The sequence below is a fragment of the Shewanella gaetbuli genome (assembly GCF_023284065.1).
In the GTDB taxonomy this organism is placed as follows: domain Bacteria; phylum Pseudomonadota; class Gammaproteobacteria; order Enterobacterales; family Shewanellaceae; genus Shewanella; species Shewanella gaetbuli.
Window position 1 is genome coordinate 68,133 of record NZ_JAKIKP010000015.1, and the last position, 22,911, is coordinate 91,043.

The 22,911-nt window shown below is 40.9% G+C and carries 15 protein-coding genes; 6 read left to right on the forward strand and 9 right to left on the reverse strand.

The annotated features are described in order from the left end of the window. The first annotated feature begins 208 nt into the window (after window positions 1–208). Entirely contained in the window at window positions 209–1,576 is a 1,368-nt protein-coding gene (locus tag L2672_RS15655; protein ID WP_248996780.1) for an MFS transporter, read from the forward strand. A gap of 91 nt (window positions 1,577–1,667) precedes the next feature. Beyond that, window positions 1,668–2,345 (forward strand): single-stranded DNA-binding protein, encoded by a 678-nt coding sequence (locus L2672_RS15660; RefSeq protein WP_248996781.1) that lies wholly within the window; start codon window positions 1,668–1,670, stop codon window positions 2,343–2,345. Between the two features lie 125 nt (window positions 2,346–2,470). Here L2672_RS15660 and L2672_RS15665 read toward each other — a convergent pair whose 3' ends face one another. Further along, window positions 2,471–3,580, reverse strand: coding sequence for a glycosyltransferase family 9 protein (locus tag L2672_RS15665; protein WP_248996782.1), 1,110 nt, complete (start codon window positions 3,578–3,580; stop codon window positions 2,471–2,473). A 218-nt stretch (window positions 3,581–3,798) separates the two neighbouring features. On the opposite strand from L2672_RS15665, the gene L2672_RS15670 reads away from it, so the two are divergent. After that, complete coding sequence (locus L2672_RS15670) at window positions 3,799–4,866, forward strand: CDP-glycerol glycerophosphotransferase family protein (RefSeq protein ID WP_248996796.1); 1,068 nt, start codon at window positions 3,799–3,801, stop codon at window positions 4,864–4,866. Next, on the forward strand, window positions 4,863–5,255 hold the full coding sequence (locus L2672_RS15675; protein WP_248996783.1) for an FAD synthase family protein: 393 nt from the start codon (window positions 4,863–4,865) through the stop codon (window positions 5,253–5,255). The genes L2672_RS15670 and L2672_RS15675 overlap by 4 nt, the downstream gene beginning before the upstream one ends. Before the next feature lie 80 nt (window positions 5,256–5,335). Here L2672_RS15675 and L2672_RS15680 read toward each other — a convergent pair whose 3' ends face one another. Then, the gene (locus tag L2672_RS15680; RefSeq protein WP_248996784.1) at window positions 5,336–6,184 is read right to left on the reverse strand and encodes a glycosyltransferase; all 849 of its coding nucleotides are present in this window, start codon (window positions 6,182–6,184) and stop codon (window positions 5,336–5,338) included. A 183-nt stretch (window positions 6,185–6,367) separates the two neighbouring features. On the opposite strand from L2672_RS15680, the gene L2672_RS15685 reads away from it, so the two are divergent. Then, window positions 6,368–7,369, forward strand: coding sequence for an NAD(P)H-quinone oxidoreductase (locus L2672_RS15685; RefSeq protein ID WP_248996785.1), 1,002 nt, complete (start codon window positions 6,368–6,370; stop codon window positions 7,367–7,369). A 399-nt stretch (window positions 7,370–7,768) separates the two neighbouring features. Further along, window positions 7,769–8,209: a hypothetical protein gene (locus L2672_RS15690; RefSeq protein WP_248996786.1), complete on the forward strand. Its 441-nt coding sequence runs from the start codon at window positions 7,769–7,771 to the stop codon at window positions 8,207–8,209. Between the two features lie 88 nt (window positions 8,210–8,297). Here the strand turns inward: L2672_RS15690 and L2672_RS15695 are convergent, their stop codons facing one another. The 7 genes from L2672_RS15695 to L2672_RS15725 all read right to left on the reverse strand — a co-directional run bounded on the left by L2672_RS15695 (window position 8,298) and on the right by L2672_RS15725 (window position 22,901). Next, window positions 8,298–10,223: a bifunctional diguanylate cyclase/phosphodiesterase gene (locus L2672_RS15695; RefSeq protein WP_248996787.1), complete on the reverse strand. Its 1,926-nt coding sequence runs from the start codon at window positions 10,221–10,223 to the stop codon at window positions 8,298–8,300. Window positions 10,224–10,230: 7 nt separating this feature from the next. Continuing rightward, window positions 10,231–10,908, reverse strand: a complete 678-nt coding sequence (locus L2672_RS15700) for a transglutaminase-like cysteine peptidase (RefSeq protein ID WP_248996797.1) — start codon at window positions 10,906–10,908, stop codon at window positions 10,231–10,233. Between the two features lie 50 nt (window positions 10,909–10,958). Beyond that, window positions 10,959–11,564 carry an OmpA family protein gene (locus L2672_RS15705; RefSeq protein WP_248996788.1) on the reverse strand — a complete coding sequence of 202 codons (606 nt, stop codon included), beginning with the start codon at window positions 11,562–11,564 and terminating at the stop codon, window positions 10,959–10,961. Continuing rightward, complete coding sequence (locus L2672_RS15710) at window positions 11,564–12,976, reverse strand: TolC family outer membrane protein (RefSeq protein ID WP_248996789.1); 1,413 nt, start codon at window positions 12,974–12,976, stop codon at window positions 11,564–11,566. The genes L2672_RS15705 and L2672_RS15710 overlap by 1 nt, the downstream gene beginning before the upstream one ends. 21 nt (window positions 12,977–12,997) lie before the next feature. Then, window positions 12,998–14,380: an HlyD family type I secretion periplasmic adaptor subunit gene (locus tag L2672_RS15715; RefSeq protein ID WP_248996790.1), complete on the reverse strand. Its 1,383-nt coding sequence runs from the start codon at window positions 14,378–14,380 to the stop codon at window positions 12,998–13,000. Then, a complete protein-coding gene (locus L2672_RS15720) occupies window positions 14,373–16,553 on the reverse strand; it encodes a type I secretion system permease/ATPase (RefSeq protein ID WP_248996791.1) in 2,181 nt (726 codons plus the stop codon). The genes L2672_RS15715 and L2672_RS15720 overlap by 8 nt, the downstream gene beginning before the upstream one ends. Window positions 16,554–16,655: 102 nt before the next feature. Next, a complete protein-coding gene (locus L2672_RS15725) occupies window positions 16,656–22,901 on the reverse strand; it encodes an Ig-like domain-containing protein (RefSeq protein WP_248996792.1) in 6,246 nt (2,081 codons plus the stop codon). Window positions 22,902–22,911: the final 10 nt, after the last annotated feature.

Here is a 22,911-nt window from a genome sequence, read left to right on the forward strand (position 1 = left end):
TGTTTAGGGTAGCAGGTTTGTTAATTAGCATTCATTTCATACGGTCAATAGGCCACTTTAGTTTATTGCAATAGAAATTTAACTCTGACCATTTCAGTTTATCGCAATAGAACTTTAACTAATGCGTCAAATTGTGATTTCCTTTTGAGCATGTTATTCAGGCTATGATAATATGCCCGCCTCAAAGAATTTGTTAAAAGGTATATGAATGGCCAGTCAAGGACTGTCAGGCATGGAGAAAAAAGTCGCATTTTCGTTAGCTTCTGTATTTGGCTTACGCATGATGGGATTATTTATGATCATGCCCGTTTTTGCTTTATATGGGCAGCATTTGGAAGGTTTTTCTCCGCTTTGGGTGGGCATTGCCATTGGAGCATACGGACTCACACAAGCCATATTACAAATCCCCATGGGCATACTTTCTGACAAGTATGGCCGTAAGCCTATTATTATGGGCGGGTTAATTTTGTTTGCTATAGGTAGTTTAATTGCCGCGTCATCTGATCATATTTATGGGGTGGTTTTTGGCCGAGCGGTGCAGGGCATGGGTGCCATCGCTGCCGCGGTTTTAGCCTTAGCTGCTGATTTAACCCGTGACGAACAGCGTACTAAAGTGATGGCCGTTATTGGTATGTGTATTGGCTTTTCATTTGCACTGTCACTACTTGCAGGGCCTATTGTTGCACAACATTTAGGCTTAACAGGCTTGTTCTTTTTAACTGCGGTGCTGGCTGTTGTGGGCATTATTATTGTGCAGTTTTTTGTGCCTAACCCTATTTCGCAAGCGCCAAAAGGGGATACTTTAGCCACCCCTGCTAAATTGAAAAATATGTTGCTAGATCCACAACTGTTTCGCCTAGATGCGGGGATTTTTATTCTTCACTTAGTATTAACGGCAGTATTTGTTGCTTTACCGCTTGATTTGGTGGATGCCGGATTAGTAAAAGAGAAGCACTGGATGTTGTATTTCCCTGCATTTGTAGGGGCGTTCTTTTTAATGATTCCGTTAATCATTATTGGGGTTAAAAAGAACAATACTAAAACCATGTTCCAACTTTCATTGTTAATTATGATGGCAGCGTTGGGAGCAATGGGTGTTTTTGCTGATAACTTATGGGTATTAAGCATTGCTGTATTGTTATTTTTTACGGGATTTAACTATTTAGAAGCCTCATTACCCAGTTTAATTGCTAAGTTCTGCCCTGTGGGTGATAAAGGGTCAGCCATGGGAGTGTATTCTACCAGCCAGTTTTTAGGCGCTTTTTGTGGTGGTATGTTAGGCGGTGGTGCTTATCAATTAGTGGGGGCGTCAGGGGTCTTTTTTGTCGCACTTATTTTGATGTCTATTTGGTTAATATTAACAATAGGCATGGCTAAACCTGTGCTGTTAAAAAGCTATACCCTTGAAGCTAATATAAAAGATAAGTCTCATGCGCAAACGATGGCCACTCAGTTATCAAAATTGACCGGTGTTGCAGAAGCCATCGTGGTGTTAGAAGATAAAGTCGCCTATTTAAAGGTGAATGACGATTTCAATTTAAGCGAAGCCAGAGCTGTGTTAGGCTCTGTCAATTAGATCGTTTTTGATCAAACAAGATTTGTAAGTAAACCTAATTTAAGCAACCTATTTTACGTAAAAATAGAAAAGATAATCGCAGGAGATTTCGATGGCCAGTCGTGGTGTGAATAAAGTCATTTTAGTGGGTAACTTAGGTAAAGATCCTGAGGTACGTTACATGCCAAATGGTAATGCCGTTGCCAATTTTACTGTTGCGACAAGTGAGTCTTGGAAAGACCAGCAAGGTCAAATGCAAGAGCGTACCGAGTGGCATAACATTGTTATGTACCGTCGCTTAGCCGAGATTGCAGGCGAGTACTTGAAAAAAGGCTCTAAGGTTTATTTAGAAGGTAAACTGCAAACCAGTAAGTGGCAAGACCAAAACACGGGGCAAGACCGTTATAAGACTGAAATTAACGCGATGGAAATGCAAATGTTAGACAGCCGCAATAGTGGTGATAACAACAATCAGTATAACCAAGCGCCAGCTCAACGTGCTCCACAAGCACAGCGTCCTGCAGCTCAGCAACAATTTAATCAAGCGCAAAACCCAGGTGCAAGTAACTATCAACAACCTGCAGCGCCTGCACAAAATTATGCGCAACAGCAAGCTGCTCCAGCGGCTCAGCAACCGCAGCAAACTCAATATGCGCCTAAGCCACAAGCGCCAGCGGGTAATTTCCAGCCTCAACAAAATGCGGCCCCCGCTCAACGCCCAACACCGCAACCTGCACAGAACTTTACCCCAGATTTAGATGAAGGTTGGGATGACGATATCCCGTTCTAATTTACAGTATATCTAAATCGAATAAAAAAAGAGCCTGTGTTAACAGGCTCTTTTTTATTAGGAAGTTTCTAAAACTGCCACAAGATTAGTTGCCTTATGCTTCAACTACCAATCATTTGACTATATTAATGAGTCGAGATCATTTTCGTATATTGCTGGTAAACAGTTTCAACCGAAATATCTGCCACATAGCCTCTGCCTTCGGTGGCATACAGCACATGTGAAATATTAGAAACGGGAGGCGCCCAATAGGGTTTTTTGGTTCGCATTAATGCAATCAATGGTGTTTTACTTGCGGTGGCAAAGTGGACAATGGCGGTTTCTGCTGTGATAACACAGTCGACAATTGAAATGATTGCCGGTAATTCAAAAAAGTTTTCCTGAATTGTGAATACGGCTACCGGAGTTTGTGTTTTATTGAATGAGCGGGCGACAAGAGCCATCATGGCATCAAAGTGTTCTTTGGTCACGTTAATTACAAATCGAGTATTAGCCTCACGTGCTGCAATCTGCTTAATCAACTCTATCACTTGTTCCTCTAACCAATCCCGTTTGCTGTTGGTTGATAGGTGGTTAATAAGCACGGTTTTACCATGGTGGTTGGCAAAATTAGCTTGCAGCCATTGTTGAGCACCTTGGGTCATTTCTATTGGAATAGCTAACGAAGGCATAAATTGATTTTTTTGTAGGCTAATTCCAACAATATCATTAAAAACAGTGTAGTAACGGTCTGTGATATGATGATTTTTATCTAATTTATTGGCATCCAATTGATAGACCGCATCACTGTGACGAAATAGATACCAGTTTAAAATTCCTTTAAATGGTGCGGAAGCTATGCTTGAAACGACATAGGCATTTGCCGATATTTGTCGTGCAATGGCCGAGAATTCATGGCTCTTGCTACCTGAATGACAAATAATAATATCGTAAGATTCACCTTGTGCTTGTTGGATTTGTGCCTGCTGCATTTGAGGAGAGTCACAGCATCCGTAACTATTATCAAAGGCGGTTTCCGCTCCTATCCATTGTTGTAAAATCTTACTTCTATTTAAACGCCATTCATTGGTGTTACAACGATTATCATCTAACCAAATATCTAACTGTATGTGCGGGAAATTATGCTTTATGTCATTTAAAAAGGTTTTGATGTATAAAAAATCGCCCAATGCTAAAGGGGAGATAAATAATAAACGCTGGCAATTTTTTAATTTTTCACTAGAGATAATTGGCATAAAATACAGTTCGTCGTTAAGGTGAGCTAGTTGTTTAAAGGATACCTTGAATCGTAATTAATCGAAATTTTAACTCAAGATGAATGTTGTGACTTACGCTTTAAAATGGCTTTTTAACTGAGTAAGCGAGGATTTAAAGTATCATAATGTATGTTATTATGACTTACTATCATCCGTCTGTGCTAGATGCTTGCTTTTTAGAGATTAGAAGGTTTATTTTGATTTGTTTTGATGTTTTACATCCATATTATTTACCCCAGTACCTTCCTGTTGCCGCAGAATTAAAAAAACGTTCTGTTGCGGTTTCTTTTGTTGTGTATAACAGTGAAGATCAGCAAGTGGAGTTAGTCTCGCTAGTAGACAGACTGCAATTGGATGTTAAGTGGGTAGATGACGAACAAGGTGCCTTAGAGCATTATCTTGAAATTAAGCCTGATTGGGTGATTTTTGGTAACGCTTTTGCTCATGCTGGGCGTTTAAAAGGCATCACTAAAACTGCGTTAATGCAACACGGTGTTGGGCCTAAATCAGTGTACTATACGGTGTCCAAGTCTGATATTGATGTTAGGTTTGTCGAAGGGCAGTATCGACTGAAACGTTTACAGCAAATGTTTCCTCAAAAAACCTTTATTGATACTGGCTACGCAAAACTTGACCCTATTATTCAGCAAACAGAGGCTGGGCTTGATTTAACTCAATTAGGGTTAGATGAAAGTAAGCCAACAATTCTTTATGCGCCTACTTTTTACCCCAGCAGCATAGAGGAAATGGCTAAAGATTGGCCTGCGCAATTTGCAGAATATAATATTTTACTCAAACCACATTACTTCTCTTTAATCAAATCTGCTTATAAAAAGCAAAAAGCCTTATTAGAGCATTGGGCTACATTTGATAATGTTTATTTGGCTAAATCAGAAGAAATAAACTTATTGCCTTTCATGGTAACTGCTGATGTTTTAGTCAGTGATGCATCGTCTGCTTTATTTGAATTTACCGCATTAGATAAGCCCGTTGTTTGGTGTGATTTTTATCATTTACGTTGGTCTTATAGAGGCATTTTTAAGTTTAGATTTAATAAGCGACTCGATGAAGACTTGTATCGTTATGCTGATGTTGCTGCTCATGCTAAAACTTATAAAAATTTAAAATCGGTTGTAGATGAGCAAGTGTCATCTCCATCATTATTTGCTGACAAAAGAGCACAGTACACAGCTGAGCTAGTTGGCAAAGTAGACGGGCAATGTAGCCAGCGAATTGTAAATTACCTGCTTGAAGGTCAAGAATGAAAATAATTACTTTTGGAACATTTGATATGTTTCATATCGGCCATTTAAATATCCTTGAGCGTGCTAAAGAGCTAGGTAGTTCACTGACTGTTGGGGTGTCTTCAGATGCACTAAACTTTAATAAAAAGAGTCGTAATCCTATTTGCCATGAACGCGACAGAATGCGTATCGTTTCGGCATTAAAGTGTGTTGATGAGGTTTTTTTAGAAGAGTCTTTAGAGTTAAAAGCCGAATATATTACCAAGTTTCAGGCTGATTGTTTAGTTATGGGTGATGACTGGCAAGGCCGGTTTGATCATCTGTCCGAACTGTGTAAAGTGATTTACTTGCCGAGAACCCCTGCTATTTCAACCACACAATTAATTGAAGTGGTGAAAAGTGAGAGATAAATTTGTTTGGATATTTGGAAGTAAGTTTATCTCTATTATTCACCCAGGCATTAGGCTGGTTAAAATGTCAATGATTCAGCTTAGTATTTAAGGTTTGGATAAAATAGGCCAAAAATGACGCTTAATAACCCAATAGGTAATTTGGTCTTTCTTTGTTGTTTTAGCATATACCAATGCCAAGCCTGTTTTTTATATTCTAGTACTTCTTGCTTACTCAGACTGTCCTTAAACACATCACAGAAATCAGCAATGTACTTTATGTCTCTAGTGGGTAGTTTCTCTCGGTAACCTCTACCTGCATAATGAATAAAGCTGGCTGTTTGATAATCGTCATGCCCTAAAAGAGGCATGCGGTTAAATGCTTTATCAACCTGAACACTTTTAATATTATCCCGACGAATGAGATAGTTGATATAAGTTTGGTCATAGAATTTGACCTCATTACATATTTGTTGCATTTCAGCTGCGCTCGCATTATCAAACAACCCAGTTTGTCGTGAAATGAGTATCATGCCTGAGTTGAAGTATTGCATTTTGTTATCAATGATTGGCCATGAGACATTACCCAAAACGTCATTAATTTGTGTCGCTTGCGAAGAGCGATCTATAAAAGCGCCTTCATTGAACATGTAAACAGTATCAAGTTGACTATATTTCTCAAAAATATCTTCAGCCCAAGGTGTGACTAACATATCAGCATCTAGGTATAAAACACGGTCATACTCTTTAAGAAGTTCAGCAATATAGAGTTTTTCAGACCAAGCGGGACTTGCGACAAACTTTTTATTATTAACATTTAATTTATAGTGCAATTCAGAAGAAACGATAACATCCGCACCGACTTTTTTGCCATATTGCTCGAATGTATTAATTGCGGCTTTGTACATGGGGTTTTCGCCAATGGCGAGAGTAAAAATTGCTTTTTTCATGAAAAGTGCTTCTGAATAATAATTACAAAACTTATCAATGCTAGATTGATTTTAACTGGTTAGGCATATAAAAACATGCACATTTGTGACTAATATACATGTTTGTATGTGTTTTGTTGTGATTCTTTTTCGGTACGTGCAACTTGTTCATCTATAACGATTAATAAACCAGAGAAAATAACAATGACTATAAATATCCCACCCATAAAACATGTGACTTTTGAACAGCCTGGCGATGCCCAAGTGATGAAGATTATTACTGGGGCGCTTCCTGCATTAAAACAAGGTCAGGTGACGATTAAAGTGCATGCCGCTGGGGTTAATGGCCCTGATATTAAACAAAGGCAAGGCGCTTATCCTGCACCTGAAGGGACTAGCCCTATCTTAGGGCTTGAAGTGGCGGGGGAGGTGATTGCCGTTGCTGAAGATGTGACCCAATGGCAAGTGGGTGACCATGTTTGTGCATTGGTGCCAGGCGGCGGATATGCGCAATTCGTTAATACTTTTGCTGAACATTGCTTACCGGTACCCACAGGCTGGAGTTTTATTCAAGCCGCGGCATTACCTGAAACGTTTTTTACTGTTTGGGGCAATGTATTTATGCGCGCTAAATTAACCGCAGGAGAAACCATATTAATTCATGGTGCATCTGGCGGAATAGGCAGTACTGCGGTGCAATTAGCCCATCATTTAGGGGCAAAAGTATTGGCAACAACCAGCTCTGCTGATAAAGCTGAATATTGTTTGGGTTTAGGTGCAGCTCATGTGATTAATTATAACGAGCAATGTTTTGTAGAGCCTATATTAGCGTTAACACATAATAAGGGGGTTGATGTGGTGCTGGATATGGCGGGTGGTGAGTTTATTAATAAGAATATCAAGGTCATGGCAATGGACGGGCGTATGGTATCTATTGCTATGCAACGTGGGTTAAAAGCCACGGTAGATATTTTTAGAATTATGACCAAACGCCTAACATGGACCGGTTCGACTTTAAGGCCCCAAAGTGTTGCCGCAAAGGCTGAAATTGCCGCGCAACTGCATCAGCATGTTTGGCCTTTATTAAGTTCTGGGGTGATTCAAATTCCTATTGATAAGGTTTTCCCTTTGTCTGAGGTGGTTTCAGCGCATCAATATATGGAGTCAGGTGCTCATAAAGGTAAAATCGTATTATCGGTGGAATAGCCTCACAACTGTTAAGCTAAGTTCACTAACCTAATTAAGATACAGAGCTAGCGGGGAAAAAGTTGCCAAAAAAGTGTTAAAAAAACTTGAAGCGTAATAAAAATCAGCTAATCTGCAGTTAGCAAATTTTTAAAGGGGCTTAATGTCTTCTTTCAGAGTTTGGGGAATAATGGATCGGCTTATTAAGTGTCTGTAGTTTGCGAATTTTATCTCAGTTAATGGAATTTTTGCGCACTATTACCAATATTTGGATATTTCACTAATTTAGGCATTGATTCTCTAGATTTTTCTGTTTAAATACCCATGTTATTAAAGCTTAAGTATGTTGAGCTGTTTTTACCTAGAGCTCAGCAAAGTATCTTTTAAAGTATATGTGTTGATTTAAGGGCGTTAGCATATATGTATAATTCGGCAAAAAAACAGTTATGGATTGGTGAGTTAAGAACGGCTAGAGGCAATACAGTTGTTTTTTATGATGGCCAACTCCCTGATGCGTCTCCAGGGCGTGTTTATTTATTTAATACCGTGCGTAAGACTATCGTTGAGTATGTTGAAGATATCGTAAAAGTGAATCTTCATGATTTAGACGATGCACAGGCTAAATCTGCGTTAGACCAGTTTGGTGAGGATTGGAAAAGCGTAAGAAGCGAGTTTATGGAAAAACATCAATCGCGTATTGATTTGTCTAAAGTGCCGGACACGGCTCCGGTTAAAAAAGCGAAACCGATTCCTGAACCAGAAGAAGATTCTGAAGACAGTGACGACATCGATGATTTTGTTGAAAGCGATGATGATGACGATAATGATTATGACGAAATGGGTGATAATCTAGACGATTGATTAACCTTAACTCAGGTTAAGAATTAAAGCTTCGCATTCAATAAAAAAGCCAGTAACTTTAATAGCTACTGGCTTTTTTGTATCCATATTAACCTAATTTGATCTCTTCTGGCGGGGCAATAAACCCTTGATAAGCATCTAATCTTAGCTCTGAGAATCTGGCTAACTGTTCTTGCTCTTGAATACCGGTGACAATCACTTCTATATCTAAGCCTTTTGCCACATTCACTAACGCCCGACAAAGCTCGCTGTTGTGTTGGTTTTCTTCAATAAAAGCAAATGATTGATCCAGTTTTACATAACTTGGACGAAGGTTTTGTAAGTAGGTCATTGAGCCAAATTGACGGCCAAAGTGATCGATACCAAATTTTGCACCACATTCACGGATGATATGGCATATTTTTTCACAAGAAAGTAGATCGCTGTAGACACTGGCTTCTGGAATTTCAAAGCACACTCTTTCAGGCGTACTGTGATTTTGCAAAAATTGCTTTAACCAAACATGAAAGTCTTGGTCACTGATACTTTGGAAAGTCAGGTTTATGGCAATAGGCTCTAAGTTTCTTTCGAATAAATTATGCTTGGCTACCGTTTCAATTAAGCAGCGGTCAAGCATCGCGCCTAAAGATAGCATTTCAACAAAGGGCATAAATTGGCCTGCATGCAGCATGTTATCTTGAATAGATAACTGACAAAATAATTCACGTTGGCTGACTTCTGTATTTTCTAGTTGCATCACAGGTTGCCAGCGAAATTGAAATTGTTTGTCATTGATAGCTTCGGTTAATTTAACTCGCCAATCTTCACGACTGAATAATTGCTGCTGTGAGTTTTCAAACCAATGGAACACTTTATTGTCTTGTCGAGAACGCTGCAGAGCGTTATCTGCTTGCGCTAAAATGTCGGTTACGGTCATTTGGCCTAATCGTTCAGCAATACCGATATTAAAGCGTTCATTTGGCTTACAGCCCGCTTTAGATATTTCTTTATTTGTTGTTCTTATTAAACACTGCAAATAGCGGGTGAGTAAGTCTCGCTCGCTTTCTTCAATTAACACGGCAAATTCATAAGCGGCAATGCGCGCAATAACAGAGGGGCTTATTTCATCTAGCTGTTGATGAAGTTGTTCAGCCAGTAATTTGATGGTCTCGTCACGAATTTGATAGCCATATTGACTATGAACATCTTCAAGCCAATCCATTTTGATTAACATCAAAGCCCCAGAGCTTGGCTCGCTCAACCAGCCATTGATGCGACTGACCATGTATTGACGGTTGGGGAGGTTAGAAACATGATCCACTAGATTTTTTTTACGTAATGCAGACACTTCTTCATCTAACGAGCTAAACACCTGCTTAAGTTGAGCCGACATGCTATTAAATGCCCGAACTAGCTCTTTTAATTCCGTTGTTTTTGGGGTGGGCATATCTGGGCCAAATTGACGTTTAGCAATTTTTTGCGCATGTTCAGATAAACTATTAAGGGGTTTTAAAATCATCCCTAAGCCCACTCGAGCGAACAATATAGCGATTAAAAATAAGATAGAGAATACGATGATGATGTTAGAAATAATGCGCCACATTTCGTGATAGCCAAAACCTGGGTGGGCGGTAATTTCTAGTTTGGCCAGTTGCAGCCATCCAGACGTGATGACATTTTCTTTGGTGATGGGTTTGAACAAGTTAAGATCGATAAACCATTGCGGTACACCAGTAACACGAATATCGTTAGTCCAAACCTGTTGTTTACCGTCAACTAACCAAGTTAAGGTTATTTGTTGGTAGTAGCCACCTTCGAATAATACATTCACTAAGGTTTCAGTTGCCACATCATCCCCAGCTTCAAGAGCAGGCACCAGCATCAGTCCTAACGAGTGGCTGGCATTATTGATGTCTGATTCCATTTGTTTTGATAAAAAACTCTGGGTCTCAGTAAATTGCACGTAGGCTATACTGGCTACAATCAGCAAGAATAGTACGAAAAGTAACGCATAAATCTGCCGGAACAGGGTCATGTGGTCACTACTCCATGTTAAGTTTAGGTTTACGTAAACGATCAACACCTAATCGATGTTTTAAGTCATTCCATTTTTTTAAGCGCGACGATGAACCCGCTAATTCCCCGCGGCCTTTTTCTTTATTCAGCCATAATTGTTGACCATTAAAACTATATACAGGTATTAGGTCTCTACGCTGAGTCGCGGGTTTAATCTTTTTATCTAAATTATCTAAAATCAATGGGATTGAGCTTGGTTTTTCATAATAAGCCAAAACCATATGGTATTGATTCACAGAGGTCGCTTTGACCATTGTGATACGTAATTTGTTCTCAGGAATACCCAGTTGTAATAAGGTGAAATACTTTGCAATAGAGAAGTCTTCACAGTCACCGCCATTTACCCCAATAAACTCCATTGGTGTTGCCCAGTAATTTGAATCTCCCCACAGCACATCATCATTTACAAATCGAAAAAGATTAAAAAATTGATTCACTTTTTCCAGTTGCTGTTTCTCTGATAACGGCCCAGATTCAGCGACGACTTTAAACCAAGCTTTTGCCCTTAATCCTGCTCTATCGCCATAGCGCTTACTTAGCGTTGAGATAATCTTGCCTTCATCAAGTGTTTGAGTAGGAGAGGCATATAAGCTAAATACAACAAATAACGCTGCCACAAAAATAATGTGACAACGTTTATTGATGCTATATCGATAGTTTACAAAACTAACCAAGCTTGCTTAGCCTTATGGGTTTATTGTGTTTCTTCATCAACAGTATAGATATGCCATTTTAAGTTAGGAATAGTTTCCTCACTCACCACCTCGGCAATGACTCGTCGATTTAATCTTTCTGCCTCTGGAGTACCACTTGAGTCTACGGGTCTGTCAAAACTATAGCCAATAGCGCTTAATCTTGAAGAATCTATTCCGTAAGTGTCTGCTAACACTGCAGTGACGGCTTCGGCTCGATTTTGAGATAAAGCCAAGTTAAGCTCATAGCTACCTTTATTGCTACAATGGCCTTCAATGGTGACTGTGGTTGAAGGGTATAGCGTCATAATATTTGCAATTTTTTCTATCTGATTGTAATACTGAGGTGCGATGTAATCAGAGTTGTTGTCAAATAAAATCTTTAACTCTTGGCGTTCATTAATGTTCTTAATCGTTCCACAACCGTAGTTATCGATATCAGAACCGGTGACCGTACCCACGCACTTTTCGCGTGCCATGATCACACCATCTTTATCTTGATCATTAAGATCAAATTGCTGTTGAGTGGCTTTATCCATGGTTTCAATATCATTCATTGAGCAAGCTGAACTTAATGCCATAGCTAATAAAATAATGAAGTAGCGCATTAGTTTACACCTCCTTCATAGTTGCGTTCTCCGCCCCATACATCTGGACGAGTGACGCGTAATGATTCTAATAAACGCCCCGTTGCGTTGAGCACTCTGTACTTGGCCACTATCTCGTCGTACTCCGTTTGTAAGTAGTCTTTTCTTGCTTCAAATAATTCATTTTCAGTATCAAGTAAATCTAATAAGGTTCGTTGACCTAAATTGAATTGTTGTTCGTATGCCACCTGAGTTTGTTTTGCGGCAATCACATGCTCTCGAATGTATTGCTTTTGAGGCGCAAGCATTTCAAATGCATTCCAAGCCAGCGTTGCACCCTCAACAACTTGGCGATTGGCTCGTTGTTGAATTTCTTTTGCTTCATTGATTTTGTATGCCGCTTCTCGATCACGGGCAAGATCTTTACCGCCAGCAAACAAGTTATAACGCATACGTACCATGCCGACTAAGTCATTACTGTATCCATTGACATTCTGGCTTGCTATTGGGCTGTAACCATCTTCTCCGTCGACATCGTTATTCCAATTACCACTAAGTTCAAGGGTGAATTTAGGATAGTAATTCGATTTTGCTGAATCACGTTCCTGTTTAGCGGCATTAATGTCGTTTGCTGATGATTTTAATATCGGATGGCTTTTAGAGGCGATGACAATACTTTCTCTTAAATCACTGGGTAGCATATCGGCATCAGGTACAGGCACAATTAAATCTTCAGGTTGCATTTCTACTAGGCGAATATACTGAGCCTTGGCATCAAACAAATTATTTTTAGAAGAAATAACGTTGGCGTTAGCGCGAGCTAAACGGCCTGTTATTTGTGACAAATCTGCAATTGAGCCCAAGCCAGAGTCTGTTCTTTGTTTAATTTGATCATAAATTTCTTGATGACTTTGTAGATTTTTTTCTGCAAGCATTAGCACTTGTTCGGCACGGATGTAGTTTAAGTATGCTTTAGCAACATCAAGTGCAATATCTTCAGCAGCCGCAAATAATGCCCATTGCTCAGCACTGGCTTCATAAGAGTAGCGGTCGACTTCACTGCTGGTATAAAAACCATCGAACAGCATTTGCTTGATACTAAATCCTGCCTCGCCACGTTCCAGCTCCATAACACCGTCATCTAAATTGTCATTAAGAGGTTGAACCTTTCTGCGGGTTGAGGGACTATCCGTCTGCTCCCAACCATATCCTGCCGAAATATCTACAGTCGGCATATAACCTGAAATGGCTTGGTTGACTTGCTCCTCACGTGCTTTAAAACGATTAAATACAATCTTTAGTTCAGGATTGGTATCTAATGTATGCGCGACAGCCTGCTCAAGTGTTTGGCTATTAGCTATTGGAGATATAAGTATCGACAAGGTCAGCGCTAAGGTACTCACCCGCATTTGTCGACGTGTTGCTTTTTTCATTTAAAAAACCCTCCTGGTTCTTTAGCGCTCTTTAAGTGCTGATTCTTTTGCTCTTAAAATTGGATTTAATATGTACTCAAGTATCGATCTTTTGCCTGTAATAATGTCCACTGACGTGAGCATTCCAGGAATAATTGGCATCTGTGTGCCATCATCTTTGAGTAAGTTAGACTCTTCCGTTCTAATTCTTACGGTATAAAAGCTGTTTCCTTCTTCATCTTGAGATGTATCGGCACTGATATGCTCAACAGTCCCATTTAGCCCCCCGTAACGGGTAAAATCGTAGGCGGTCACTTTCACGACCGCAGGTAAACCTGGGTGTAAAAAGGCAATATCTTTAGGCGTGATTTTTGTTTCTATCAATAAGCGGTCTTCAGATGGCACAATTTCAATTATTTCTTCACCGGGTTGAACCACACCGCCCAATGTATTGATATGGATTGATTTGATGGTGCCAGCAACAGGAGAAGTGATAACGGCTTTACTGACTTTATCGAAAGCGCCAATTTGAGCTTGTGTCATACGTGATAATTTAGTTTGCATTTCATTCAGTTGCGCACGTAAATCCGCAGCATACACAAATACAGCCTCACGCCTTTTTAAAATCGCTTCGTCCATTGAAGCTTTAACTTTGGGGCGTAATAACCTTAACGATTGAAGTTCACCTTGAATATCGTTCACGGTTCGTTCTAGTTTCAGTAACTCGACTTCAGGTACAATCCCTTTTTGGGCCAGCGGCCGTGTGAGCTCTAATTCTCTTGAAACAAGTTGAAAGCTGGTGGTCAGGGTTGATATTTTTGACGCAAGCTCTTCTGTTTCTTGTTGACGCTGTTGTATCTGTCTAACCAGAATTTCCAGTTGGTTGCTTAAGTTATCAAGACGTCCGGAGTATTCTTCTTGTTGGCGTTTTACCAGTGCGGGTTCTTGTGCTATCAGTTCTTCTGAGAAAACTAAAACTTGCTTGGTAATTTTAACCTGTTCACGCCAGTTTGATGACATATCAGAGATGACGATACTGTCTAGCTCTGCTCTCATTCGGATGATATTGGTTTGCAGTGAATACACTTCTTGTTCTTGTTGAGCGAAGTCAGATCTAAATCGAGTGTCATCAATTCTGGCAAGAGGTTGGCCTTTTTCAACTAATAGGCCTTCTTGTACATAAACTTCTTGTAAAACACCGCCGTCAAGGCTTTCAATTAGCTGCACTTGTGAAGATGGAATCACTTTTCCTGAACCTGTGGTCACTTGATCTAATTCAGAAAAATATGCCCATATGACAAAGCACACCATCATGGCAGCCATAGACCAAATAATAAGTCGATGCCCAGACGGTGCATCGGTCATCATGGCACCGTAGACATCATCGACCATTTCAAGCTCTTCAGCAGTGAGATGCTTACTCATTTGCCGCACCTCCTGCCAATAAGCCATTATTAAGCTTCTCTAATATTTCTTTTTTAGGGCCGTCGGCAATGATGTGGCCTCGTTCTAATATAACAATACGATCCACTAAATGAAGTAAGTGCATTTTATGGGTGATGAGGAGTAATGTTCTATTTCTACTCACTTGTGTCATAGAGCGAATGAACTGTTTTTCCGCTCTGGCATCTAAGCTTGCTGTTGGTTCATCCATTAATAAAATTGGCGGGTCGTTTAGGGTTGCACGAGCAAGTGCAACACTTTGGCGCTGACCTCGGCTTAATGATAATCCGCCTTCGCCTACTTGGGTGTCTAAGCCTTCTGACTCTAAATGGGTAAATTGACTCACACCTGATAGTTGGACTGCGCGAATTAACTGGTGCTCACTGACTTGGCGAGTGCCAAACAAAATGTTATCTCGAATACTGCCATGAAACAGAGTGACATCTTGGGGTAAATAGCCAAAGTTTCGTCTTAAGTCGCTGGGGTGTATTTGGCCTGCGTCAATGCCATCGTATCTCAGGCTACCTTGGGTGGGTTTGTATAATCCCAATAGTAATTTGGCGAGGGTACTTTTACCTGATCCATTTCGACCAATAATAGCAATTTTTTCTCCTGGCTCTATGTGCAGTGTCATAGGATATAAAATTGGCTTTTCAGCTTCAGGGAATGAAAAACTAATATTATCTGCGGTAATTTTTCCGTTAAGTCTCTCTTTACTCACGATATTACCTTTATTAGCAAACTCGTCTTCTTGCTCCATAATTTGATCAAGTTGGCGAAGTGAGCTAACAGTGTAATTTCCACGAGTGATTAATGCCGCGAGTTGAGCCATTGGAGTCACGGCTCGACTTGAAAGCATCACCGCAGCAATAATGCCACCCATTGATATTTCATTGTCTGCCAGCCTATAAACACCCAAAATAACGACACATATAACGCTGAACTGTACTGAAAAGTTCGCAAAATTAGAAAGGTAGTTGGCGAGCTTTTTGGTTTTGAGTTCCCAGTTTGCCGTATGTCCTATCATTTGTTGCCAGCTTTTTTGGACAATCCCTTCAGCGCCATTCGCTTTGATTGATTCAATGGCGGTTAAACTTTCAACTAAATGACCATGCTTCAGACTGGCATAACGATTACTTTCTTCGATAGAGGCTTTCAACTTAGGCTGAGCGTATAAGGTAACTGCAATGATAAAAAAGCTTGCAATTACAGGTATGACAGCTAAATCTCCAGCAACCACATAAATGATAATGACAAATAAAATGGCAAATGGAAGATCAACTAAAGAGGTGATGGTTGCAGAGGCTAAAAACTCGCGAATGCTTTCAAACTCACCAAGTTGCTTAGCCATGCCTCCGACACTTGGAGAACGTTGTGATAACGGAATACCGATGGCTTTAGCAAATAATTTTGATGACACAATAATATCGACTTTTTTACCAGCAACATCAATCAAATAGCTTCTTAATTGCCGCATGATAAAGTCGAATACATAGGCCAAGCCTGCACCAATAGCCAAAACCCAAAGTGACTCAAAGGCGAGGTTAGGTACAACTTTGTCATAAACGTTCATAATGAACAGTGGTGACACCAATGCAAATAAGTTCACTAATACTGAGGCAATTAGCGCATCGCGATAAATAGGGGCAGAGTCGACAATACTTTGTTTTAGCCAATGAGTGCTATTGTCATGAATATGGACATCGACACTGGCATCACCACGATATTGTTGTTTGACTAAAAATAAATAGCCCACATAAAGCGTTTCGAGTTCTTCAATGGTGAGCGATTCTTCACCTCCAGTTTCTGGTAACTGAATGGTCGCTTGGCCTTGCTCAATATCAATTGTGCGTAAAATACAGGCTTTTTTATCTTTTAATAATAGGACGCATGGCAGCAGAATATCTGAAACATGGTCTAGGTCTTTACGTAACAGTTTGGCTGATAAACCCGCACGGCTAGCCGCTTGAGGCACTAAGTCGGGTGTTAGCACTGCACTTGTTAATGGTAAGCCAGCAGCCAATGACTCGCCAGAACAAGGGCTGCCAAAATGCTCTGTTAAAAGCACAAGGCAATCAAGTAGAGGATCTACGGTGACCTTCTGAGAGGCAGATATAGTCCACTGATCTTGAATGTTAGACGCAGTTGCTGGCACGTTATGAACTTCCTTATTATTCTTCGCGTAGGTACTTGTTATTATTGTAATAAGTATCCATGAACCTGCCCCATATTACTATGGGGCAAATGCATTATTTTGTTACGGTATTTGACCGTCAGGGTGGTTAATGAAGGGATCAATACCTTGAGCTGACACGTTGGTATTCGCATTTGTGTCGACAATTAATGCTTCATCGTTAAGTAACCCATTAATAATTACGCCTTCATCTGTGCTGCCATAAATATCTGACAAATCAACACCATCAAGAGTAATGGTTTGATCAATAGATCCATTGCCGTCAGAATCGATTTCAATAATGGTTGAACCGTCGGGTTCAAAATTGAAATTCAATAGCGTATCAAGGTTAGTATTCTCTTCGTTTATCAATAAGTCACTTAAGTCTAGTTGATCTTCTGTAACATTAAAGTCTGTGATGGTATCTGAGCCAAAGTCTCCTTGTTGCCAAACAAAGATATCGTTGCCTGCATCACCTTGGAGGGTATCGTTTCCTAATCCAGCAATTAGAATATCGTTACCTTCTCCGCCAATCAGTAGGTCATTACCTTCACTACCAACTAATATGTCATCTCCATTTTTACCATCTAACACCACGTCAAATGGATCATCTGCAAATACAATTGTTCCTGTTGAACCATTGTTGCCATCTGAAATATACACACCGGTTTGTTCAGTGCCATCACTTAATATGACGGTAAAGCTAACGGTTCTGCTTGCAAAGTCAGCCCCTGTATCGTTACCTAGTGAGTCTGTATCGACCGAGAACCACAGTGAATCTCCATTGGTAAAATCATTGGCGTCAAAATTAATGGTGAGTACAGAGTTATCGGCCGAGTAAACGAAATTATCACTATCAGTATTTGATATTCCCTTGGTTTTATTACCGACAGCAAATCTATCAGAAGAGTCAAACTCAGCATTGGAATCTGATCCGGCTCTTAAATTGATAGAGATACTGGCAATAAATAGCCCCGCGGTAGTAGTGGCTAGGCTGAAGCCTATTTGGTTATTGCCATTAGAATCATAGGTATTACCAGATTTAACCGTAGCACTAATAACGGCATCATTGGTTGCAGGTGTGCGACCAATAATGATGTCATTTTCAGCTGTACCGATTAATTTATTGGTGTTATCAACGCTAACATCAACATAGGTATCATCTGTTGCGCCATTTCCACTAATCTCATAATTGAATGTAGAGTTATTAGTCGCATTGGCGATTGTAACCGAACCATTGTTTAACGTAGCGTCACCAGTTAGGTTCGTTACCTGAGTATCGTAAGGCGTTCTATCACCATGAGTTAAGTATTCTACTGGAATATCTATAGTAGAACCGCTGCCCATATTGGTGATGATGTTATTGGTATTTGCATCAATACCCGCGTAGTAATCAATGTTGAGAACTAAATCAAGGTTTGATGAGTCCCCATCGTTATCGGTGAGTACTACTTCAATATTCTCTTGTTGGTTCAACACGTTACGGTTAACATCAATAGAGTAGTTATATATACCAGTGATGAAGTTAATGGTAAATACACCACCTAATGAGGTTGTAATAGCTTGGCTTTCATCCACGCCGTTATATTGATAGGTTGTACCATCAATAGTAATACTTGAGACAATACCGCCGTCAGCACCAATGAGTACTCCATCAGTTGCATTGGTATTGATAATGCCCAAACTGCCCGAAATAGAGTTATCTTCAAAATACTCAATAATGGTACTCGTTAAGTCATTGGCGTCATCTACTTGTACTGCATACTGCTCTTGGCCATCTGGCTCTGGGTAAGAGATAGGTAAAATCTCAGTTAATATTGCATTGCCAATACCAATACCAAAGGCGATGTCGTATAAACTCTCACCATTAGCTCCTGAATTTAAATAAGTTTCCCAAGTGGCTTGTAAGCTAGCATCAACTTTGCCACCACTATTGGGTTCCCCATCAGAAATAAAGTACAAGAAGCTTTGGTCGGCATCAGGTAAATCACCACTGTTCATTACAGTGCTTAGCGCATTTGCGTAGTTTGTGCCGCCATCAGCTATCAAGGCTTCTAACTTTGTAATGGCTTCAGCAATATCATCAATTAACCAACCTGTAGTTGTTGCACCACTCGCAAAGCTCACTAACTGCACATTGACGTCACCGGTTTTATCCACTTCATGAATAAGTGAGGTTAGTGCATCTACTGCGGTTTGTAAGTAGGTCATACCATTACCGGCACCTCCACCCATACTGCCTGATACATCGAGCACAATGGTGATGTTGGTGGTTATTGGATCTGGGGTGGTCATTAAGTTCTGAGTAATGTCAGTGGTTTTGGGGACATCATCAACAATGTTGATCGTTAATGAACCTGAATCAGATGCATTTAAGGCATTTTCTAGGCGGTAGTTAAAGGTTTCAGAAACATCATTACCACTGCTATTGCTATCCAATGTGTAAACATAATCCCCTGCACGATGGCCAGCAGTATCTTCGGTATAAACGGTTAGTTCACCTAGTGCTGTAGTAATGGTGACCATGCCATTGGTTGCCGCAACCCCATTTACATGAGTGATGCTAGTTGAGCCACTAATGCCTTGATCATTATCTAACAAGTTACCTGTGGCGATATTGCTGTTTGAAGTCGAGTCTGTTCCTGAAGCTAACCCAGCTTCAAATACATTATTACTGTCATCGGCCACAACAGGCATTGAGTCTTGAGTGATGGTGAGTATAGCCTGATCGGTGTCGCCATCAGAGTCCGTTAAGGTGTAGAAAATTTCATGTGTTAACGTTGGCTGATCATCGGCTTCCACAATGGTCGACTCGAAAGTATAGCTACCATTTTTGTTGATTGTCAGAATACCGCCATTGACGTTAACGACAATATTATCGTTGTTATCAAAAGTACTGTAGGTTGTATTGCCTATGACGATACTGGTGAGTTCGGTATCGTCTGCACCAATGGCATCGGCCCCTGAGCCGTCAGTGCCAGCGCCTGTAATCACGTTACCGTATGCAGTACCGCCAAAACCGATACTGTCATTGTCATTAATTGCATCAGGTGCGGTATCGGTTATGTCGATATTAATCAGCGTCCAAGGGCTGTCAGCATTACCATTAGTGGCTTTGTAATAGAAACTATCGCTTACGTCACCATTGCTATGGTCAAGATTACTTGGTGCCTGGTAACTATACGTACCATCTGAGTTTATGGTGACGATACCGCCAAGTGCTGTAGTGAATGTATTACCGCTGGTGGCGGTGTCAATTTCATCTGTGCCAAGTTGATCTTTAGCAAATGCAGCAATGGTGATTGAGTGACCCTCTGGATCGGTGTCATTACTGATTAAGGACGCATCGGTTAATGAAAGCACCGAACCTTCTTCAGTGGTCACGTTATCTTGGCTTGTGGCTGGAGCATCGTGAGCACCAATAATATTAATGGTCACTGTTGCGGTATCTGTTGCCCCATATTCATCGGTAATGGTATAGGTGAACGTGTCTTGAGTGACTTGCCCCGCGGTTAAGCTATCATAGGCATTATTAGGGTTATAGCTATAAGTGCCGTCACTATAAATGGTCAGTAAAGCGCCACTTGGCAGCTGAACCGTTGAGCCATTTGAAACCGCTGTGCCATTAATTGATGAAATAGTAAAGTTATGACCTTGTTGATCACTGTCGTTTGCAAGTAGGCCTGTTGCCGGATCACTCACGGTTAATACATCATTTTCACTGGTAACAATAGCCCCTTCACCTAAGCCCGCTCCCGTTGCGCTTATTGAGGTCAATACGTAATCAGATGAGTCGCCACTGGTAATTGGGTTAAGGTTGTTGGTCGATTCAAATACCACTGTATCAAATACGGCATCACCGGTATTGATATTGAAAGTTCCTGTACTTCCCGTGGCATTGCTAAAGATGCCTGAAGCGACTAATTCGCCGTTGTAATAAGCTTTCCAAACACCTTGTTCAGCGCCATTCTCATCGGCAAATAAACGCGCAGCAGTGAACTCGACATTGTTGACCAGTTCATTGAAGGTGATTTCAATCCCTTCTGAACGATCAGTGGATGGATCATATTCTATTTGTGTTGCAATTTGTCCATCGGCTCTGATACTGCCAGCCACACCAATGCCGTTGCCATTAATGGTGGTGAAGTTACCTTCAATGAGGTTACCATTACTATCATAAGTTAACGCTCTTATGCTGAATAATGGATTACCATTGACATCTGTAGGCACATTTGGCCCAGAGGTGAAGTCAGCTTCAACAGAATATGCCGCACCGGTTTCACCATCATTTTGTGCATCAACGCTATTGATCATAGCAGTATCGTTTGCGCTATTAGATTGATTGCCAGCAGCATCAGTCTGAGTAATTTCAACACTGATAGTTTGGCCTTCATTTGGTGTAGCTTCTGTCCATGTAATCACACCATTGCTATAGTTAAATGCAACATTAGGTGTTGAACCATCTTGATTCACTAACACACCATTATCGAGCTTTAACTCGAATTCTAGCGGTGGCTGACCATCAATGCTGATAGCGATGTTAACAAAGCCGCCAGCAAGCAAGTCAGTATGATTAACATTCGCTTGAATTTGAATATCACTGCCATTGGCATTGATTTCATCCTGATTTAAGAATCCATCGCCTGGGGTGCCATCATCAACAATGAGAATACTTGGTGAGCTAGGGCCCACTCGGTCAACACCTTGGTTATCTTTTGCTATTGCGGAAATATTACCCACGTTATCGATGATTTGAGCGGTAACATTGACTTCGGTATCTGTCGAGCCGACAGGCACTTCTATGTTAATACCATTGTTCAACATAGCTTGAGTGACAAGGCCATTAAACAGTTCTGTGCCATTATCGTCAGTGACGATTAGCGTGTCACCAACTTGTGTACCAGCGGCTAAGGTTACCGTTGCTGTTACCGTGTTGTCATTGCCGATTTCAGCTTCGTTGTATATTCCGTCACTTCCCATTCCAATAAATTCAACCAATGGAGTGGGTGCCGTGGTATCTAAATTATCGGAGTCGTTGGCATTGACGGTATTGCCGTTATTATCTGTGGCCGTGGCGGTTACTGTGATGTCACCATCAACTAAACCTGAGATATCGACACCATCAATGCTGTAGTTCCCATTAGCATCTACAGTGACATTAGGCACAGTGATTTGCGTGCCGTTGGCATCAGTTAATACTAATGTAACAGTCGAGCCTGCTGGCACATCAGTGGTGGTACCTGAAATATCAGCGGCAGAATTAGCATCATCAAGAACAAGATCAACCGTAATCGAACCGGCAACCGCATCTAAATTATCGGTGTCAGTATCGTTAACTATATTGCCGTTATTATCTGTGGCCGTGGCGGTCACAGTGATGTCACCATCGACTAAACCTGAGACATCGACACCATCAATGCTGTAGTTACCATTGGCATCCACAGTGACATTAGGCACCGAGATTTGCGTGCCGTTGGCATCGGTTAATACTAATGTAACAGTCGAGCCTGCTGGCACGTCAGTGGTGGTACCTGAAATATCTGCGGCAGAATTAGCATCATCAAGAACAAGATCAACCGTAATCGAACCGGCAACCGCATCTAAATTATCAGTGTCAGTATCGTTAACGATATTGCCGTTATTATCTGTGGCCGTGGCGGTTACTGTGATGTCACCATCAACTAAGCCTGATACATCGACGCCATCAATGCTGTAGTTACCATTGGCATCTACAGTGACATTAGGCACCGAGATTTGCGTGCCGTTGGCATCGGTTAATACCAGCGTGATTGTTGAACCTGCCGGTACGTCAGTGGTGGTACCTGAAATATCTGCGGCAGAATTAGCATCATCAAGAACAAGATCAACGGTAATCGAACCGGCAACCGCATCTAAATTATCAGTGTCAGTATCGTTAACGATATTGCCGTTATTATCTGTGGCCGTGGCGGTCACAGTGATGTCACTATCAACTAAGCCTGATACATCGACACCATCAATGCTGTAGTTCCCATTGGCATCCACAGTGACATTAGGCACGGTGATTTGCGTGCCGTTGGCATCAGTTAATACCAGCGTGACTGTTGAGCCTGCTGGCACGTCAGTGGTGGTACCTGAAATATCAGCGGTAGCGCCGTTGTCATTTAAGGCTAAATCAACTGTAATTAAACCTTCGATAGCATCTAAATTATCAGTGTCAGTATCGTTAACGATATTGCCGTTATTATCTGTGGCCGTGGCGGTTACTGTGATGTCACCATCAACTAAACCTGAGATATCGACGCCATCAATGCTGTAGTTACCATTGGCATCCACAGTGACATTAGGCACGGTGATTTGC

Excerpts from the sequence above, each read along its gene's own strand:
- L2672_RS15655 (WP_248996780.1), top strand. The coding sequence starts at position 209 with ATGGCCAGTCAAGGACTGTCAGGCATGGAGAAAAAAGTCGCATTTTCG.
- L2672_RS15660 (WP_248996781.1), top strand. The coding sequence starts at position 1,668 with ATGGCCAGTCGTGGTGTGAATAAAGTCATTTTAGTGGGTAACTTAGGT.
- L2672_RS15665 (WP_248996782.1), bottom strand. The coding sequence starts at position 3,580 with ATGCCAATTATCTCTAGTGAAAAATTAAAAAATTGCCAGCGTTTATTA.
- L2672_RS15675 (WP_248996783.1), top strand. The coding sequence starts at position 4,863 with ATGAAAATAATTACTTTTGGAACATTTGATATGTTTCATATCGGCCAT.
- L2672_RS15680 (WP_248996784.1), bottom strand. The coding sequence starts at position 6,184 with ATGAAAAAAGCAATTTTTACTCTCGCCATTGGCGAAAACCCCATGTAC.
- L2672_RS15685 (WP_248996785.1), top strand. The coding sequence starts at position 6,368 with ATGACTATAAATATCCCACCCATAAAACATGTGACTTTTGAACAGCCT.
- L2672_RS15690 (WP_248996786.1), top strand. The coding sequence starts at position 7,769 with ATGTATAATTCGGCAAAAAAACAGTTATGGATTGGTGAGTTAAGAACG.
- L2672_RS15695 (WP_248996787.1), bottom strand. The coding sequence starts at position 10,223 with ATGACCCTGTTCCGGCAGATTTATGCGTTACTTTTCGTACTATTCTTG.
- L2672_RS15705 (WP_248996788.1), bottom strand. The coding sequence starts at position 11,564 with ATGCGCTACTTCATTATTTTATTAGCTATGGCATTAAGTTCAGCTTGC.
- L2672_RS15710 (WP_248996789.1), bottom strand. The coding sequence starts at position 12,976 with ATGAAAAAAGCAACACGTCGACAAATGCGGGTGAGTACCTTAGCGCTG.
- L2672_RS15715 (WP_248996790.1), bottom strand. The coding sequence starts at position 14,380 with ATGAGTAAGCATCTCACTGCTGAAGAGCTTGAAATGGTCGATGATGTC.